General features: G+C 53.1%; 13 protein-coding genes. 6 read left to right on the forward strand and 7 right to left on the reverse strand.

The window, feature by feature from the left end; translation table 11 throughout:
* Nucleotides 1-146 precede the first annotated feature (146 nt).
* The 6 genes from C2I18_RS16140 to C2I18_RS16165 form a co-directional block, all read right to left on the reverse strand.
* A complete protein-coding gene (locus C2I18_RS16140) occupies nt 147-899 on the reverse strand; it encodes a spermidine synthase (RefSeq protein ID WP_249896784.1) in 753 nt (250 codons plus the stop codon).
* A 13-nt stretch (nt 900-912) separates the two neighbouring features.
* Nucleotides 913-2400 (reverse strand): response regulator, encoded by a 1488-nt coding sequence (locus C2I18_RS16145; RefSeq protein ID WP_249902138.1) that lies wholly within the window; start codon nt 2398-2400, stop codon nt 913-915.
* A 36-nt stretch (nt 2401-2436) separates the two neighbouring features.
* Entirely contained in the window at nt 2437-4242 is a 1806-nt protein-coding gene (locus C2I18_RS16150; protein ID WP_249896785.1) for a cache domain-containing sensor histidine kinase, read from the reverse strand.
* Between the two features lie 28 nt (nt 4243-4270).
* Nucleotides 4271-5104 carry a carbohydrate ABC transporter permease gene (locus tag C2I18_RS16155; RefSeq protein WP_249896786.1) on the reverse strand — a complete coding sequence of 278 codons (834 nt, stop codon included), beginning with the start codon at nt 5102-5104 and terminating at the stop codon, nt 4271-4273.
* Nucleotides 5105-5106: 2 nt separating this feature from the next.
* Nucleotides 5107-6000, reverse strand: a complete 894-nt coding sequence (locus tag C2I18_RS16160) for a carbohydrate ABC transporter permease (protein WP_249896787.1) — start codon at nt 5998-6000, stop codon at nt 5107-5109.
* Between the two features lie 122 nt (nt 6001-6122).
* A complete protein-coding gene (locus C2I18_RS16165) occupies nt 6123-7475 on the reverse strand; it encodes an ABC transporter substrate-binding protein (protein WP_249896788.1) in 1353 nt (450 codons plus the stop codon).
* A 332-nt stretch (nt 7476-7807) separates the two neighbouring features.
* Here C2I18_RS16165 and C2I18_RS16170 point away from each other — a divergent pair, with 332 nt between their 5' ends.
* Nucleotides 7808-10348 carry a glycoside hydrolase family 2 protein gene (locus C2I18_RS16170; RefSeq protein ID WP_249896789.1) on the forward strand — a complete coding sequence of 847 codons (2541 nt, stop codon included), beginning with the start codon at nt 7808-7810 and terminating at the stop codon, nt 10346-10348.
* Nucleotides 10349-10382: 34 nt separating this feature from the next.
* On the opposite strand, the gene C2I18_RS16175 is transcribed toward C2I18_RS16170, so the two are convergent.
* A complete protein-coding gene (locus C2I18_RS16175; RefSeq protein WP_249896790.1) occupies nt 10383-11006 on the reverse strand; it encodes a hypothetical protein in 624 nt (207 codons plus the stop codon).
* A 111-nt stretch (nt 11007-11117) separates the two neighbouring features.
* Between C2I18_RS16175 and C2I18_RS16180 the strand changes: the two genes are divergently transcribed.
* The 5 genes from C2I18_RS16180 to C2I18_RS16200 all read left to right on the forward strand — a co-directional run bounded on the left by C2I18_RS16180 (nt 11118) and on the right by C2I18_RS16200 (nt 17374).
* Nucleotides 11118-13274, forward strand: coding sequence for an alpha-galactosidase (locus C2I18_RS16180; RefSeq protein ID WP_249896791.1), 2157 nt, complete (start codon nt 11118-11120; stop codon nt 13272-13274).
* A gap of 566 nt (nt 13275-13840) precedes the next feature.
* On the forward strand, nt 13841-14185 hold the full coding sequence (locus C2I18_RS16185; protein ID WP_249896792.1) for a DUF2294 domain-containing protein: 345 nt from the start codon (nt 13841-13843) through the stop codon (nt 14183-14185).
* Between the two features lie 306 nt (nt 14186-14491).
* Nucleotides 14492-15580, forward strand: coding sequence for an ABC transporter substrate-binding protein (locus tag C2I18_RS16190; RefSeq protein ID WP_249896793.1), 1089 nt, complete (start codon nt 14492-14494; stop codon nt 15578-15580).
* Nucleotides 15581-15582: 2 nt separating this feature from the next.
* Complete coding sequence (locus tag C2I18_RS16195; RefSeq protein WP_249896794.1) at nt 15583-16554, forward strand: nucleoside hydrolase; 972 nt, start codon at nt 15583-15585, stop codon at nt 16552-16554.
* 1 nt (nt 16555) lies between these two features.
* Nucleotides 16556-17374 (forward strand): ABC transporter permease, encoded by an 819-nt coding sequence (locus tag C2I18_RS16200; protein WP_249896795.1) that lies wholly within the window; start codon nt 16556-16558, stop codon nt 17372-17374.

The raw sequence follows: 17374 nt of genomic DNA on the forward strand, positions 1-17374 counted from the left end.
ATGAAAAACCGAGTACAATAGGACGCCCCGAGGGTCAACGAACCAAATGTACACGAAAAACCGAGTACAATGTGCCGCCGCGTAAGCAAGCGAAATCATCAGCGGCTGGCTCTTCTGAAGGCATCCCATGCCATCCCGCTCACCGCTCAGTCCCGGATAACATGTCCCTGGCCCAGGGTAATGCGGATGAAGCCGGCCATGTGGCGGGACTGGTAGCGGACCGGGCGGCTGCTGCCGACCATAATAATGTTGCGGATATCTGCCGCTCCTTCCGCCGGGAGGGCAAAGGCCTCGACATAGGGAAACTGCCCGCTAACCGTAGTGTGGATGGCGTTCAGCAGGCGGTCATTGTCGCTTTTGCCCATCAGATTCATGATTACAGCGCCGCGCGGATGAAGCTTGGAGCGGGTAAGGCTGAAGAACTCGTCCGAAATCAGATGTCCCGGCGTTCCGGCAGCGGTGAAGGCATCGAGAAGAATATAGTCAAACGTCCCGTCTTGCTCACCCTCCAGCAGGCTGCGGCCGTCGCCAATCATGACATTATCCTGAGTATAGCCAAAGTGGGTCCTGCTGTAGCTTACGACCTGCGGATTCACCTCTGCAATCTTAAAACGCCTCTCTGCAAAATATCCGGCAATCGTCCCCGTCCCGTGCCCGATCACAAAAACATCCTCAAAAAAAGGCTCATTAATCTCCATCAGATGAATCATCGCCCGGGGATATTCAAAGACAATGCGCCTCGGGTTATCCAGATCCAGTGCACCCTGGATGGCCTCGCCCGAGAACTGCAGCACGCGGAATCTGCCTTTTTCCCCGTAAAGCTCAGTCGTATCGTATACTTCAATGTTATCTGCATCATTATGATCATCGTTATCACCGGATGTCTGAAACTGTGGCAAGCTGTTCCTCTCCCTACACCATTGAAATTCGTTTGTACTCGTTCGGCGTCACACCGACAACCTTTTTGAAAAGCTTGTTAAAATACGCCGGATCGGGATAGCCGACCTCGGTGCCGATTTCATGGACCTTTAGGTCAGGCGCATTCTTCAGCAGCTGCTTGGCTTTGCGGATGCGGATCTCAATCATGTAATCCGTCAGAGTCATTCCGGTCTCCTGCTTGAACAGCTTACTTAGATAGCTTGGCGTCAAAAAGACCATGCCGGCCAGCGTGTTCAGATCCGCATGCTGATTGTAATGGGCGGATACCCAGCGTTTCACCGTTTCCACCGCCTTGCCGGACATCTCCAGCCGGTGGGTGCGGATTTTAATCAGAGCCTTCGTGAGCATGGAAGTAAACTGCTCTTCAATTTCGCCAAAGCTCATGCAGTCCCGGATCTGTTCTTCCAGCTTCGGGCGGTTCTCCTGCCGTTGGGCGGCTTCGTATTCCGGCAGCTCATTGCGGACGGCTTCCTCTGCCTGCTGCAGCGAGCGGAGGATAAGCCCGGGACTGGCCTGCTGTGCCTCCAGAGACCTGAACAGCTTGTGAATCCACTCCGTAGTCCCGGTGATGCTAAGAATCTGCAGATCATGGATCAGCGGCTCCCGGATGGGGGCAAAGTGATCGGCGGCGGCTTTATCCGCAAGCTCCAGCTCCTCAATAGCAGTATAATGCAGCAGCTGCGGATTATAAATCCCGGCATCACAGGCCAGCTTGGCTTCGAGATAAGCGGTCCGCAGTCTGGCCGGCTCACTGTAGGAGCGGCTGACTCCGAAATGCAGCCGCTTCTGCGGGCAGACTGTCTTGATAAACCCGGCAGGCTCCTGCCGCTCCGCAAGGGTAAGCGGTTCTTGGGAATAACGGACCCATGCCAGCAGCCCCTTATGAACCTCAAGCAGATCAGATGAAATTCCCTGCTCTTTCCGCAGAATATCCGAATAGGCGATGGCGCCTTTCATGCTCCCTCCCTTGAGTAAAGTAACTGTGAAATAGGGCAGGGGGAGATTCAGATTATCCATCAAGACGGCTGACGGTTCATCCAGCTGCAGCAGCGGGAGCAGCATTCCGGTGCGCTGGCGTTCTTCCTTCTCCCGCTGCAGTTCCCGTTCCTTTTCCAGAGTGTAGAGAACTTCAAACAGCTGTTCCTTGTTGATCGGCTTGAGCAGGTAATCTACGGCTGAGCTGCGGATTGCCTCCCGGGCATAATCGAATTCTACGAACCCGCTCATCAGCAGCGTGCGGATTTCCGGATGGCTTACTTTCAGCAGCCGGATCAGCTCCAGACCGCCGATCTGCGGCATCCGGATATCGGTAATGACCAGATCAAGCTGAAGGGAGGGCAGCTCATCAAGCAGCTGCCTGCCGTCGGCAAAGGTCCCAACAACACAGAAGGTGCTGCTCTCCTTACTGATCATCCGGGCCAGCCCTTCACGGATCAGCACTTCATCATCTACAATCACCATTCGCAGCAATCCGGAACCCCCCTTTGATACCAAACATTATTTACGATCATGAGCCTCCGGGGAAAGGCCGCCGAGCTGCAGAATGACCCGGGTGCCTGACCCGGGCTCACTATGCACGCGCAGGCCATAGGAGCTGCCGTAGTGCATCCGGATGCGCTCGTTCACATTCCGCAGGCCGATGCCGAACTTTTCGCCATCACTTCCGCTATGCAGGCTGCCGTTCAAGGCACGGAGTGTATCTCCGTCCATGCCGATCCCGTCATCCTCTACACAGAACACTGTAAGGCCGTCCTCTTTCCAGGCAGTGATGCTCAAGGTTCCCGGCCCTTCCTTGGGCTCCAGACCGTGGAAGACGGCATTCTCCACGATCGGCTGGAAGACCAGCTTGATGACAGGCAGCGGAAGAAATTCCTCCGGCACATCGATGTTCAGCCTGAACTTCTCCGGGAAGCGGATCTGCAGCATCCCCAGATAATTCTCTACATGATCCAGCTCATCGCGGATCGTAACCATTTCATCGCTGCGGACGATGCCGTAGCGCATCTGCACACCGAGCAGATAGGTCAGCTTTGCTACACGCGGCTCGTCGCTGCCCTCTGCAAGCATGCGGATAGACTCCAGTGTGTTGTAAATGAAATGCGGGTTGATCTGGTTCTGCAATGCCCGCATATCTGCCTTTTGCTTGCGTTGTTCGGTAAGCGATACCTCCTGGAGCAGATCCTTGACCCGGATAATCATCCGGTTAAAGTGGCTGCCGATCATGCCGATTTCATCATTATATTTGGGGGACAGCCAGACATCCAGGTTGCCGTGCTGCACCTGTTTCATTAAGCGGACCAGTGACTTCAGCGGTTTGGTCAGGGCATGGGAGATAAAGGTGGCCACGATCAAGGCAAAAGCCACAATCGCCAGTGTAGTCAATATCAGCGTGTTGCGGGTTTTTTGCACCGGAGTAAGGATGCGTTCCAGCGGGATTGTGACCATGGTCGTCCAGCCTGTCTTCGGAGATACTGTATAGACTGCCAGAAATTCCTGATCCTCCAGCCCAATCCGGAAATGCCCTTCACGCCCGGAAATCTTCTGCAGCAGCAGAGAAAGGGACTCCCCCTGAGATTCCGTGTCTTCACCGCCGTAGACAAGCTGTCCCTGATCATCCACAATCATCGTGCTGCCTTGGGTGACGGCGTTGACAGGATCAGTGATCCCTTTAAAAAGCCCGATGTCGATATCAAAAATAATCATACCGATCGGCTTCAGCATGCTGACGGAGGTCACCGTGCGCAGCACGCTGAATACCTCCCGTTCATCACCGGCGTTCAGCCGGATGGTGTGGCGGCCCTGCACCACGGGGGCAACCCCGGCTTTCTCCGTCAGCTGCCGCCACTGCGCCATCCGCTCCCCCGGGAAAAGCTCATAAATGCCTGGAGCCTTGTCATAGAACACGGAGCCGTATTTGTCCACTAAGTATACAGCAGTAATCTCTTCTTTCGTATGGTTCAGATAGCTTAGGAACATGGACATGCTGGTGTTCTTTTCCCAGTCGGTATTCTCCTGTTCGAGAAAGAACTGCACGTCGGTATTATACAGGGGAAGCGTCGTGTTTCTCTTCAGATCGGCCACGTACCTGTCAATGGTATCCGATGCATTGTCCGCCATCTGTCCCGCGCTTGCCGTGGAGCTCTGGAGAACCGAATTGAAGGTGGAGCGGGAGGATAAGTAGCTGACATAGGTAATCGGCAGAGAGAGCAGAAATATAAACACGACAATCAGCTTGCGCTCCATCGGCAGGTTAGCCAGGAACAGCCACAGGCTGCGGGGAATCCTCCGGATGTATGACACCACGATTGTTGTTCCTTTCCGTACGGTTCCCCTATTTGACCGCGCCGCTCGTTACGCCCTCAAAGATATAACGCTGCAGGAAAAAGTACAGAATGACTGTAGGCAGCAGGATGAGCAGAATCGCTGCACAGATCAGGTTCCAGTCGGCGGTATTGACCCCCTGAAAACGCATGAGCACCGTTGTCACTACACCAAGACTCTGTTTCGGCATATAGAGATAAGGGATGTACATGTCATTGTAAATGCTGATCGTCTTCAAAATGACCAGTGTCGCCGTAGCCGGCGTCAGCAGCGGGAAGATGATCGAACGGTAGATTTTGAACAGGGAGGCGCCTTCCACCATGGCATTCTCATCGAGATCGAACGGGATATTTCGGATGAATTGCAGATAAAGGATGATCTGGATTACATCCGCTCCGATATACAGCACGATGGGAGCGCCGAGTGTGTTGTAAAGGCCCAGGTTTTTGATGATCCCGAAGGTCGCCACCTGTGTGGTGATGCTCGGAATGATCGTAGCCACCAGGTAAGCACCGAACACGATGGGCTTCAGCTTGAAGGAGAAACGTCCCAGTACATATGCCACCATTGTGCCAAACAGGATGTTCAGGGTCAATGTAATTATGATGATGACCAGCACATTGCCGAAGCCGCTGAGCAGGCCGCCGCGTTCAAATACGGTAACAAAGTTGTCGAAGTTAAAAAAGCTTTTGGGCAGCGCCATAGAGCTGCTGGTATTGAATTCCTCTGTAGATTTGAAGGCGTTGACTATCACTACATAAGGCGGAAACAGCACAGCGAACACGCCGATAAGCAGCGTAAAGTACTTGAATATATTTTTAGGGCTAAGTGTGAATTTGTCCATGGCTACTTATCTCCTCCCCGGCTGAGAACCAGCTGCTGCAGCAGCAGCACGATGACGACAAAGAAGAGCAGGATGATGCTCATTGCCGAGGCCAGGCCGTAGTTGTTAAAAGCAAAAGCCGTATCGACCACACGCTGCACATAAGTCTGGCTGGCACCCGCAGGTCCGCCTTTGGTCAGCACGAACGGCAGGTCGAAGACTTCGAGCGCACCGGTGACGGTCAGGAACAGGTTCAGCTGGATGACAGGTTTCATATTCGGCAGCGTAATCCTCCACAGGGTCTGGAAGGAGCCGGCGCCGTCGATTTTGGCGGCTTCATACATATCCTTCGGGATGGCCTGCAGGGAGGCGATGTAGATAACCATGTTGTAGCCCATGAACCGCCAGAAGCCGGTGGAAGCAAGCGAATAGTTAACGAGTCCTTCGGTACCGAGCCAGCTGGTCTCTGCGAGGCTGGTCAGGCCGATGCTGTTCAGGAACAGGTTCAGTGAACCGTTGGTGGTGTCAAACACATAGCCGAACATAAAGGCCACAGCAACACCGTTCATAATATAAGGAAGGAAAAGCATGATGCGGAACGCGTTTTTGCCGCGCAGCCTGCTGTTCAGCACCACGGCGAAATATATGGCGACAATGTTCTGGAGAATCCCCATCACAAAATAGGCAAAGTTATGAGTAAATACCTTGAAAATATCGGGATTGCCGAACACCTCGCGGTAATTGTCCAGTCCGACCCAGGGCTTCTCGGGGCTGTAGCCGTCCCAGTTCGTAAAGCTGTAATAGACGAGCTTGAGCGCCGGATAATACGTGAAGGTTGCCAGCAGAATCAGCGGGATCAGCAGGAAGGAGACAATGATTATAGTCTTCTGTTTGTTATAGGATAGTGTTCCGAACATCGCATAACCTTCTTTCTTCAACAAGCATGGGATTAAAGCAAAATGGATTATCCATGAAGACGATAATCCATTTTGCCGGAGTGAATTGCTTAGTTCATATCGCTGTATTGCCGAGTCCGGGATTAGTAGCCGAGATCCTTTTTGGCTTTGGCCCAGGCTTTGTTCCATTTGTCGAAGACGGTCTGCGGATCTTTGGCCAGGACGAATTCCTGCGCCATAGCCGGGAGGTCGAGCTGTGCTTTGTTGGTGATTTCAGTAACCTGCGCGTTGTCGACAGTACCTTCCTGCAGCACAACACCGGTAGCCTGGAATTCCTTAAGCTGCGGCAGGCTGGATTCTTTGCCCTTCAGCGGGGAGATAAAGCCGGCGAAATCCTCATAACCGGAATCTTCGATCATCCATTTGACGAAGGCTTTGGCTGCGTCGACATTTTTGCTGTCCTTGGCTACCGCATAAAAGAAGTCAGGGCTCAGCGGAGCAGTGATGGTGCCTGAGTTGTCATAAGGAAGCGGGAAGAAGCCTACATTGTCGGAAGTGGTGCCTGCACCGATCACCTGATTGATGACCCAGTTGCCCAGGTAGTACATGGCGAATTTGCCGGATGCGATATCTTTTTTCGATTGTTCCCAGTTGGTGGAGTTGATGTCTTTTTCGAGATAACCCTTTTCGTTCAGCTCTCTGAGCAGACTAAGCGATTTGCCGTAGCCGTTGTCCATGGTAAAAGGAGTGTCGGTATTCAGCTTTTCATTCGGAAAATCAGGGTTGCCGGCAATGATCCGGGGAACGGAATATACCCAGTCGTTCAGCGGCCATTTGTCTTTAAAGTTGGAAGCGAGCGGAACGACACCGTTGGCCTTCAGTTTTTCGCAGGCAGCCAGGAACTCATCCCAGGTCTTCGGAATTTCAGTGATGCCGGCATCGGCGAAGGCTTTTTTGTTGTAGACAATACCTGTAGTCGAGTTACCGGTTGTGATTCCATACAGCTGGCCTTCATGGGATTTGAAATCCTTGAATGTAATCTGGTCTGTCAGGCCGAGATCGTCGAGTGGGGCAAAATATTTGGGCAGATCAGAGTTGGGAATGGTAGGCACGAACATAACGTCGGGAAGCTCGCCGCTGGCCATTCTGACTTTTGCCTGCTGGTTGTAGTCGGTTTGGGAGGCTTCGAATTCAACCTTGATGTTCGGGTATTTCTCATTAAAACGCTTTACATACTCGTCATACTCTTTGCCGATCATATCGGTTCTGTTAGTCAGGAAGGTGATTTTGCCGCTGATGTCGGAACCGTCTGCCGCTGCGGGCTCAGTAGTTGCATTGGCAGATTCGCCGCCTGAATTAGCAGCTGCTTCTGTAGCAGCAGGTTCATCTGTTGCTGTCGCTGCACTGTTGCCGGAATTGTTCGAACCGCAGCCTGTTAGTGATAAAGCAAAGATCATTACAATAACAAAACATAACGAAAATAACTTATTTTTCATCCCTTCGTCCCCTTTTCGTTTTGTTGATAGCGTTTACATGGATTATTATAGCGCTTTTACTCCATGCAAGAAATGTATTCAGTTATTATTTATTGTCTTTATTTGTTTTGTTTAAAGGATTATAATTACTGTGTTGCTAACAATAAAATAACAAAATAGAATGTACTCGATGGGTATGAATACAAAACTTAAGCGTATGCTTTCGAAGCAAGTTTTGTACGAAGCTGGTAGGAGAAGCATATGCTCACAAAACTTAGGCGTATGCTTTCGAAGCTAGTTTTGTACGAAGCTGGTAGGAGAAGCATATACTCACAAAACTTTTAGGAGGACTCATGACGAAACTACATCTTGAATTGACGAATTGGGAATTTAGAGCGTGCGGCGATGAAGCCTGGCTTCCGGCAGTGGTGCCGGGGACGGTACATACGGATCTGCTCCGTAACGGACTTATCAGTGATCCTTTTAATGGAACAAACGAGCATGATCTGCAGTGGATTGACAAGAAGGACTGGGAGTACAAAACCACACTGACCCTGGATGAGAGCTGGCAGGGGCTGGCGGTTACCGAACTGAACTTTGCGGGACTGGACACTTATGCGGATGTGTATGTGAATAATGTGCATGCGCTTTCTGCGGATAATATGTTCCGGGCATGGACGGCAGATGTTAAAGGGCTGCTGGTGGCTGGGGAGAATGAGATCCGGGTAAAGTTCCGTTCTGTAGTTAAGGAGGATCTGCCGAAGCTGGAGAAGCTTGGTTATGATCTGCCTGCTCCCAATGACCAGTCGGAGCTCGGCGGCCTGCAGGAGCAGCGGATCAGTGTGTTCGCGCGCAAAGCCCCTTACCATTACGGCTGGGATTGGGGTCCGAGATTTCTGACAAGCGGGATTTGGCGGGAAGCGGTGCTGGAAGGACGGGATTCCGCTGTAATTGCCGATCTGTACATCCGTCAGAATGCTGTGACAGCAGAGGAAGCGCGGCTGACAGCAATAATTGAAGCTGATGTCCCTGCAGCTTGGGAAGGAACGCTGCGGATCACTGCGGAAGGGCAGGAATGGACGCAGAACGTTTCTTTTACAGGTGGAAAACAAACGCTGGAGCTGGATATTACGCTGTCTAATCCGCGGCTGTGGTGGTGCAACGGGCTGGGCTCGCCGGAGCTGACTGTATTCCAGGCAGAACTGCTGGAGAACGGTGCTGTGGTTGCCGGCAAAGAGGTCACAACCGGACTGCGGGAGATCAAGCTGATCCGCAAGCCGGATGCCGAAGGCGCTTCGTTCCAGTTCGAACTGAACGGTGTTCCGGTATTCGCCAAGGGAGCAAACCATATTCCGAACGACAGTTTTATTACTGAGGTAACCGAAGACCGCTACCGGCATGAAATCGCTACAGCTGCGGAGTCGAACATGAACATGCTGCGGGTGTGGGGCGGCGGATTTTATGAGGAGGAAGCTTTTTACCGGCTGTGTGATGAATACGGTCTGCTGGTCTGGCAGGATTTCATGTTCGCGTGCAGTATGTACCCGGGAGATGAAGCATTCTTGAACAATGTCCGTGAGGAAGCGGCGTATAACGTGCGCAGATTGCGCAATCATCCGAGTATCGCGCTGTGGTGCGGCAACAATGAGATTGACTCTGCCTGGGCGAATTTCGAGGAGAATATGGGCTGGGGCTGGAAGGAAAAGATGAGTGCCGAGATCCGGGAGACGCTGTGGAGAGATTATAAGGAGATTTTCCACCGGATTCTGCCGGAGGCGGTTGCCGCCAATCATCCCGGTATGGACTACTGGGCTTCTTCACCGCTGCGCGAGCTGACGGATAATCAAGACCAGCACTCGACGCGGATTACGGGTGAAGGAGATATTCATTACTGGGGCGTGTGGCACGGGATTGAGCCTTTTGAGAACTACAATGTCAAGGTCGGCCGCTTCATGAGTGAATACGGCTTCCAGTCCTTCCCTGAGCTGAAATCGGTGCTGAGCTATGCTGTTGAAGAGGATATGGAGCTGGAGTCCAAAGTCATGCTGGCTCACCAAAAGAACGGACGCGGCAATCAGATCATTAAGGAATATATGGATATCTATCTGCCGCAGCCGAAGGATTTCAAGTCGTTCCTTTATATGAGCCAGGTGCTCCAGGCAGAGGCGATGAGAATGGCCATTGAAAGCCACAGAAGAAACAAGCCTTACTGCATGGGAACCCTGTACTGGCAGATGAATGACTGCTGGCCGGTGGCTTCCTGGGCGGGCATGGATTATTTCGGCCGCTGGAAGGCGCTGCAGTACACAGCGCGCAAGAGCTTCAAGGACATCCTGTTGTCCATTGTGCAGGATGAGGAAATATTGCAGGTGCATGCGGTGTCTGACCGCCAGACGGCTGTGGAGGCAGAGCTGGTTGTCCGGCTGCATGATTTCAGCGGCGCGGTGCTGAAAGAGTGGAAGCAGCCGGTGCAGCTGGCGGCGGATTCGGCGGCAGTGGTCTTTACCGTGCCGTCAGCGGAACTGCTTAAGGGCAGCGATCCGGCACAGGTCGTGCTGGTGGCTTCGCTGCGGGCAGACGGCTCCCTGCTGGAGAGCAAGGAGTACTACTTCGCCGCTGCGAAGGAGATCAAGCTGAGCCAGCCGGTGCTTACGGTAACTGAGGTTCCGGGAAGCGGCGGCGTAAGCTTTACGGTCAGCAGCGACGTGCTGGCCAGAGGCGTTTACCTGACGGCGGAGGAAGAGGGAATCTTCTCCGACAATTTCTTTGATCTGCTGCCGGGCGAGGCCAAGACCGTACAATTCTCGCTGCGGCGCAGCGGGGCCGGGGAGCAGGACTTCACTCCGGCAGCGCCGAAGGGGCTTGCGGTTCTGTCGATGGCTGACTTTATTTAAGTCTGGCCGGCGGATGTGAAACGGCCCGGGTGATTTAGCTGACCCGGGCTGGCTGATAGGCGAAATGAACGGGAAAAGTCCCGTTGAATTCGGCTGAGGCGGGCCAAAAGGTGGAATGAACGGGAAAAGTCCCGTTGAATTCGGCTGAGGCGGGCCAAACGGTGGAATGAACGGGAAAAGTCCCGTTGATATCAGCCGATGTGTGCGAAATGGCGGAATGAGAGGTAAAAGTACCTCTGATTTCAGCCAACGTGTGCGAAACGCTGGAATGAGAGGTAAAAGTACCTCTGAATTCGCCCAACGTGTGCGAAACGCCAGAATGAGAGGTAAAAGTACCTTTGAATTCGGCCAACGTGTGCGAAACGCCGGAATGAGAGGTAAAAGTACCTTTGATTTGAGCCAACGTGTGCGAAACCGCGGAATGAAAGGTAAAAGTACCTTTGAATTCGGCTGAGGCGGACCAAACGGTGGAATGAACGGGAAAAGTCCCGTTGATATCAGCCGATGTGTGCGAAACGCCAGAATGAAAGGTAAAAGTACCTTTGAATTCGCCTAACGTGTGCGAAACGCCGGAATGAAAGGTAAACGTACCTTTGAATTCGCCCAACGTGTGCGAAACGCCGGAATGAGAGGTAAAAGTACCTTTGAATTCGCCCAATGTGTGCGAAACGTCAAAATGAGAGGTAAAAGTACCTCTCATTTCAGCCGCCGCACGCTAAACGGCAGAATAGTAGAAAAACAGGCCCAGACTTTGGAGGAGGAGCGGACAATGGCGATTTGGATTAACGATGAAAAGGGAACCTTTCATTTGCAGAGTAAAGGTATGAGTTACATTATCGGCCTTTATAATAATTATCCTATCCATGTATATTGGGGCAAAAAGCTGCGCAATGACGGGAATCTGGAGGGTCTGCCGCATCTGGGGGCAGGCACAGGGCTGGACCGTTTGCCGCAGGAATATCCGCAGTACGGTACAGGAGATTTCCGTGTGCCGGCGTATCAGGTGAAGCTGGGGGACGGCACGCGGATTACCGAGCTGCGCTACAGCGGCTACCGGGTGCTGCCGGGCAAACCGAAGCTTGCCGGACTTCCTTCGGTATATGTGGAATCCGAGGAAGAAGCGGATACACTGGAGCTTGTGCTGCGCGACGATTATGCGTCGCTGAACGTAGTTCTGCGGTACACGGTGTACCGCGACACGGACGTCATCGCCCGTTCAGTAGAATTCACGAACGACGGCGAGGCGCCGCTGGATCTGCTGCGTGGACTGAGTGCCTCGGTCGATTTTCCGGAGGACGGGCAGTTTGATCTGCTGTATCTTTCCGGCGGATGGTCGCGGGAAGCGAATCTGACCCGCAGACGCCTGGAGCAGGGAACGACAGCGCTGCAGTCCCGCCGCGGGATGAGCAGCCATCAGCACAATCCGTTTGCCGCGCTGGTTAAGCCGGGTACGGATGAGCATCAGGGTGAAGTGTACGGCTTCTCGCTGGTTTACAGCGGAGGGTTTGCGGCTGAAGCAGAAGTGGATGCCTTTGGGCACACCCGTATCGGAATTGGCCTGAATCCGTTTGACTTCTCCTGGCGTCTGGCGGCCGGAGAGAGCTTCCAGACTCCTGAGGCTGTCATGGTCTATTCGGATGAAGGTCTCGGCGGAATGTCACGGATCTATCACCGGCTGTACCGTACACGGCTGGTGCGGGGAACCTTCCGTGATAAGGAACGTCCGATCCTCGTGAATAACTGGGAAGCGACCTATTTCAATTTTGATGCAGACAAGCTGGTGGATATTGCCGCTGAAGGCTCCAAGCTGGGGATCGAGCTGTTCGTGCTGGATGACGGCTGGTTCGGCAAACGCGATGCCGATAACTCATCACTCGGCGACTGGACCGAGGATCTGCGCAAGCTTCCGGGGGGGCTGGCTGACGTAGCCAAACGGGTCAACGACCTGGGCATGCAGTTCGGCCTGTGGGTAGAGCCGGAAATGATCTCGCCGGACAGCGATTTGTACCGTGCCCACCCGGACTGGTGTCTGCATGTACCGGGACGCCGCCGCACGGAAGCCCGCTGGCAGCTGGTGCTGGACCTTACACGCGCCGAGGTGCGGCAGTATGTCTATGATGCGCTGAGCAAAATTTTCTCCACGGTGCCGATCGCTTATGTTAAATGGGATATGAACCGTAATCTGACGGAGATCGGATCTGTTGATCTGCCGGCTGAACGCCAGGGGGAAACCGCCCACCGTTACGTGCTGGGACTCTATGAGCTGATTGAGCGTCTGACGGCAGATTTCCCGAACATCCTGTTCGAAAGCTGCTCCAGCGGCGGTGGCCGTTTCGATCCGGGTATGCTCTATTATATGCCGCAGACCTGGACCAGCGATGATACAGATGCGGCGGAGCGCCTGAAGATTCAATACGGCACCAGTCTCGTGTATCCGGTCAGCGCGATGGGAGCACATGTCTCTGCGGTACCGAATCACCAGGTTGGTCGTGTTACGCCGCTGTCCTTCCGTGGGGACGTCGCAATGTCGGGCAACTTCGGCTATGAGCTTGACCTGACCAAGTTCACGGAGGAGGAGAAGGAGCTTGTAAAAGAACAGGTCGCGAATTACAAGGAAATCCGCAGCCTGGTCCAGCAGGGCAACCTGTACCGCCTGCAGAGCCCGTTCGAGGGCAACGAAACGGCCTGGATGTTCGTCTCGGATGATCAGAGTGAAGCGCTGGTCTACTACTTCCGTGTAATGGCCGTGCCTTACCCGGCACGCCGGACATTGAAAGTGCGGGGCCTGAACCCGGACATCAACTATGTAGTGCAGGATTCCGGTGAGGTATACGGCGGCGACCGGCTGATGCAGGCGGGGCTGGCACTGCCGGACATTCAGCGTGACTATGTGAGCGGCTGCTTCCACTTGAAGGCACAGGGATAATCAAAATCAGAATCATCAGGGAATGAGAGGAGCCGGGGAGACCCGGCTCCTTTTGTATTGTGCGAAAGAGACAGGGAATAATAAGCGCCAGAAAATGCGTTTGAAATGAGCATGAGCGGGCAATAAGGGGAATGGGGAGACAGAAGTGAAGTGCGTCATAAATAGTGTAAGTGGCGGACGGAAAAGAATTCGTGGCAGGGGTTCTCTTGAAATTGCGTGTAAGTGTGGGAAAGGAAAGAAAGGCAGCTGTGCTAATAAACAGGCTTTTAAATGGCAACTGGCAGGGGGAGATGCATAATTGCTTTTAAAGTTGACGTAAGCGGGGGGCGGCCAAATGAACCTGACAAACCCGCCGAGGCCGGGATAAAACGGCAAAACTGCAACTTTTAACTCAGGGTTACAACAGTTTTCGTGACCATTTCACTAGTGTATAACAATTAATGTTCGTGTTTGGCGTCACTTTCATGTAATATTTAGCTTTTTTGTTGCCGTTAGGACTATAATTATGTATAATAGCTATTGTTATCGACGCAATTGTACGATATTCTGTTTTCAAAGGTGGTTTCATGGCAGAACTGGAAAACAGCGAACAGAAGAAGAAGATGTGCCAGATCTACAATGAGATCTCCAAGGAATTGTTTGGTTTCGGGACGACCTTGCTCCGCGTTACTGTCGATCAGCGGGTCATTACCTTTCACGCCAAGCACCGCAGGTCTCCCAGGTCAACCGCCTTGGAAGGCGAGGCACCAGAGCTTAAGCAGGAAGTGGATTTTCGGATGTCGATGCTGTTCAAGAAGAAATTCAAAGAACGGCTCGAAGCAGAGATGGGATTAACCATTGAGGTTCTGCTCCGGGATTACGACGCGCCGACCCAGTGGGCCTTTACGAATATGATATTGGCCGAAGAATGACAGCTTCAACAGGATATTTGCGGATTTTTGCTTTTGATCTATCTTAAGCGAAGACCGTCCTTCTATAACGGGTAGCTCTTTACTTTGTTTATACAAAGAAAAGTGTTCTTGTTCCTACAAGAATGCTTTTCTTTTTTTTACGAAAAAATAAGGAAACTGAACGGTTTATTACCAACTGGGGGTGCTGCTGATCCGTTTTACGCTGCCGATTGCTTCGAACAATGACTGACAGATCATACCGGATTTGCAGGATAAACACTGGATTTGTAACACCTATTACCACTACATTTGGGAGGTTTTTGACTAATGAAAAAGATTATGACCACCGGCCTTGCTCTGGCCCTCACTTCTATGCTGGCTGCCTGCGGCTCCAACAATGCGGCAACGAATAACGCCGGAACAAGCAATGCGGCTGCACCGGAAGCCAACCAATCGGGTGAGCCAACGGAACTTGTGATCTCTACCTGGGGCTTCTCGGAGGATTTTTTCAAAGCATCCGTCTACGAGCCGTTTGAGAAAGAGCACAATGTAAAAATCGTGGTGGAAATCGGCAATAACGCTGAACGCCTGAACAAAATCCGCCAGGGCAGCTCGGATGTAGATGTCGTCTACCTGTCCGATTACTATGCGCAGCAGGGAATCAATGAAGGGCTGTTCGAAAGTATCGACAACAGCAAGATTCCGAATCTGGAGAACATTTACGATATTGCGAGAGCGCCGCTCGGTGCAGAATACGGTCCTGCTTACACGATCGGACGCCTGGGCATTGCCTATAATCCGGCGCTGGTTGAAGGTGGCGTATCTTCCTGGGCTGATCTGTGGACCAAGTTCGACAAGAACCTGACCCTGCCGGCGATTACGGCAACTGCAGGCCCAATGGTTGTGGATGCGGCCTCTGCTGCAGCGGGCGATGCAACCTTCAATGAAGATACAGCATTCACGAAGCTGAAGGAACTGGACAACAATGTTGTGAAATACTACAGCCAGACCTCTGAATATGTGAATATGTTCAGCCAGGAAGAAATCGCCGGCGGTCCGATTATGGAAATGTACTTCAAGGATCTGCAGGCTGCTGTGCCCGATGCTAAATTTGTGGCACCATCCGAAGGTGCCTATGCCGTAATGAATACCATCAACGTTGTCAAAGGCAGCGACAATAAAGAACTCGCCGAGGAATTCATCAACTGGCAGCTGAGCGATGAAGTGCAGGAAGCATCCGCCAAAGCGAAGGTCGATTCCCCGGTTAGCATGAACGTCATGCTGACACCTGAAGAAGCTGTGGGTGTAACTTACGGTGCGGATGTGATCGGCCAGCTGCGCAAGCTGGATATGTCCTTCGTGAATGAGCACATCACCGAATGGACGGACCGTTTCAACCGTGAGATCGGCGGCTAAGGATGACGGCACGTAAAAAAGTTATTCTGGACGTAGATACAGGAGTGGACGATGCGCTGGCGATCATGCTGGCGGTGGCGAGCGGAGAGCTCGACATTCTCGGAATCACCACGGTTAACGGCAATGTGTCCCTGAATCAGGCCACCTTGAATACCTGTAAAATCCTTGAACTGCTCGGAGTATCCGGGCAGATTCCGGTGTTCCGCGGAGCGGACGCGCCGCTGCTTCGCAAGCCGGTCTTCGAGCACCGTGTACACGGTGCCGACGGCATCGGTGGTGCACTTCGTGATCATGCCGTCACGAAGCGGGCTGAGGCAGAAGCAGCGGAGGATTTCATCATCCGCCAGCTGTCGGCACAGCGCGGAGAAGTGACGCTGATCATGACCGCGCCGCTGACCAATCTGGCGCGTGCGCTGCACAAATGCCCGGAGCTGACGCAGTATGCTGCGGAAGTCATTGTAATGGGCGGTGTGGTGCAGGGATTCGGCAATGTTACGCCAACTGCGGAATATAACATGTACGTCGATCCGGAAGCGGCCAAGCTGGTGCTGGCTGCCGGATTCCCCAAGCTGACGCTGGTCGGGCTTGATGTTACCCGCCGTGCGCTGCTGGGCGCAGACGATATACAGAAGCTTCAGAACCCGGTGATCCGCGAATATGTGGAGCAGAGTACGGCGGATTACCGTACACGTTATTTCGAACGCAACGGTGTGCAGGCCTGTGCGCTGCATGATCCGCTGGCAGTAGGCGTGGCGCTGAACCGCTCGTTTGTTACCGTGCAGAATTACTATGTGGATGTGGAGACCCGCAGCGACCTCTGCGACGGGCAGACCGTCTGCGATTTCCAGAACCGGCTGGGCAAGCCGGCAAATACCGGTGTCTGCCTGGAGGTGGATGCGCCCGCTTTTCTGGAATGCTTCATTACCAGCTTAAATCGATTGAACCAAGAGCCGAAGAAGGACGGGAGTCATTAGAATGAACAAAAGAGCAATCTATCTGCTGCTGCCGGGGCTCCTGTTCCTGGCGGCATTCATGCTGGTGCCGATTACGCTGACTGTAGGTTCCACTTTTGTGCAGGACGGGAAGCTGACGCTGGAAGGGTATCTGCATTTTTTCCGCGACGGATACTTTAACCGCATCCTGCTCACTACGCTCCGGGTGAGTGTAGTGACTACGCTGATCTGTATGCTGCTCGGGTATCCGGCGGCTTACTATATCTCGCGGGCCAGTGCCCGCAAGAAGGGGATTCTGCTGGCGCTGTCGATCTTTCCGCTGCTGACCAGTCCCGTTGTACGTTCCTTTAGCTGGATGATTATCCTCGGCAAAAAAGGGCTGATCAACTCTTTTCTCGTCAATACCGGGCTGATCGACAAACCGCTGGACATTCTCTATACGCCTGCTGCCATGATGATCGGGCTTGTGCATCTGTTCCTGCCGCTGATCATTATTACGCTTCTCGGGGTGATGGAGAATCTGGATCATGAGCTGGTGCGGGCGGCGCGCAGTCTCGGGGCTTCCCCGTTCGCGGCGTTCCGTAAAATCACCTTTCCTCTGACGGTGCCGGGTCTTATTATCGGCGGAATTCTGGTCTTCGTCGGCAGCCTTACGGCGTATACTACGCCGGCACTGCTCGGCGGTAAGGAACGGGTGGTCTCGACCTTCCTGTACCAGAATGCGATGACGCTGAATGACTGGCAGGCAGCCTCCGTTATCGCTGTAATTATGATTGTTATTACATTTGTGGTGGTAGGGCTGATGAACGCCTGGGCCAACCGCTTAAATCCGAAGGGGTGA

It is taken from the genome of Paenibacillus sp. PK3_47 (assembly GCF_023520895.1).
Classification (GTDB): Bacteria; Bacillota; Bacilli; order Paenibacillales; family Paenibacillaceae; genus Paenibacillus_AQ.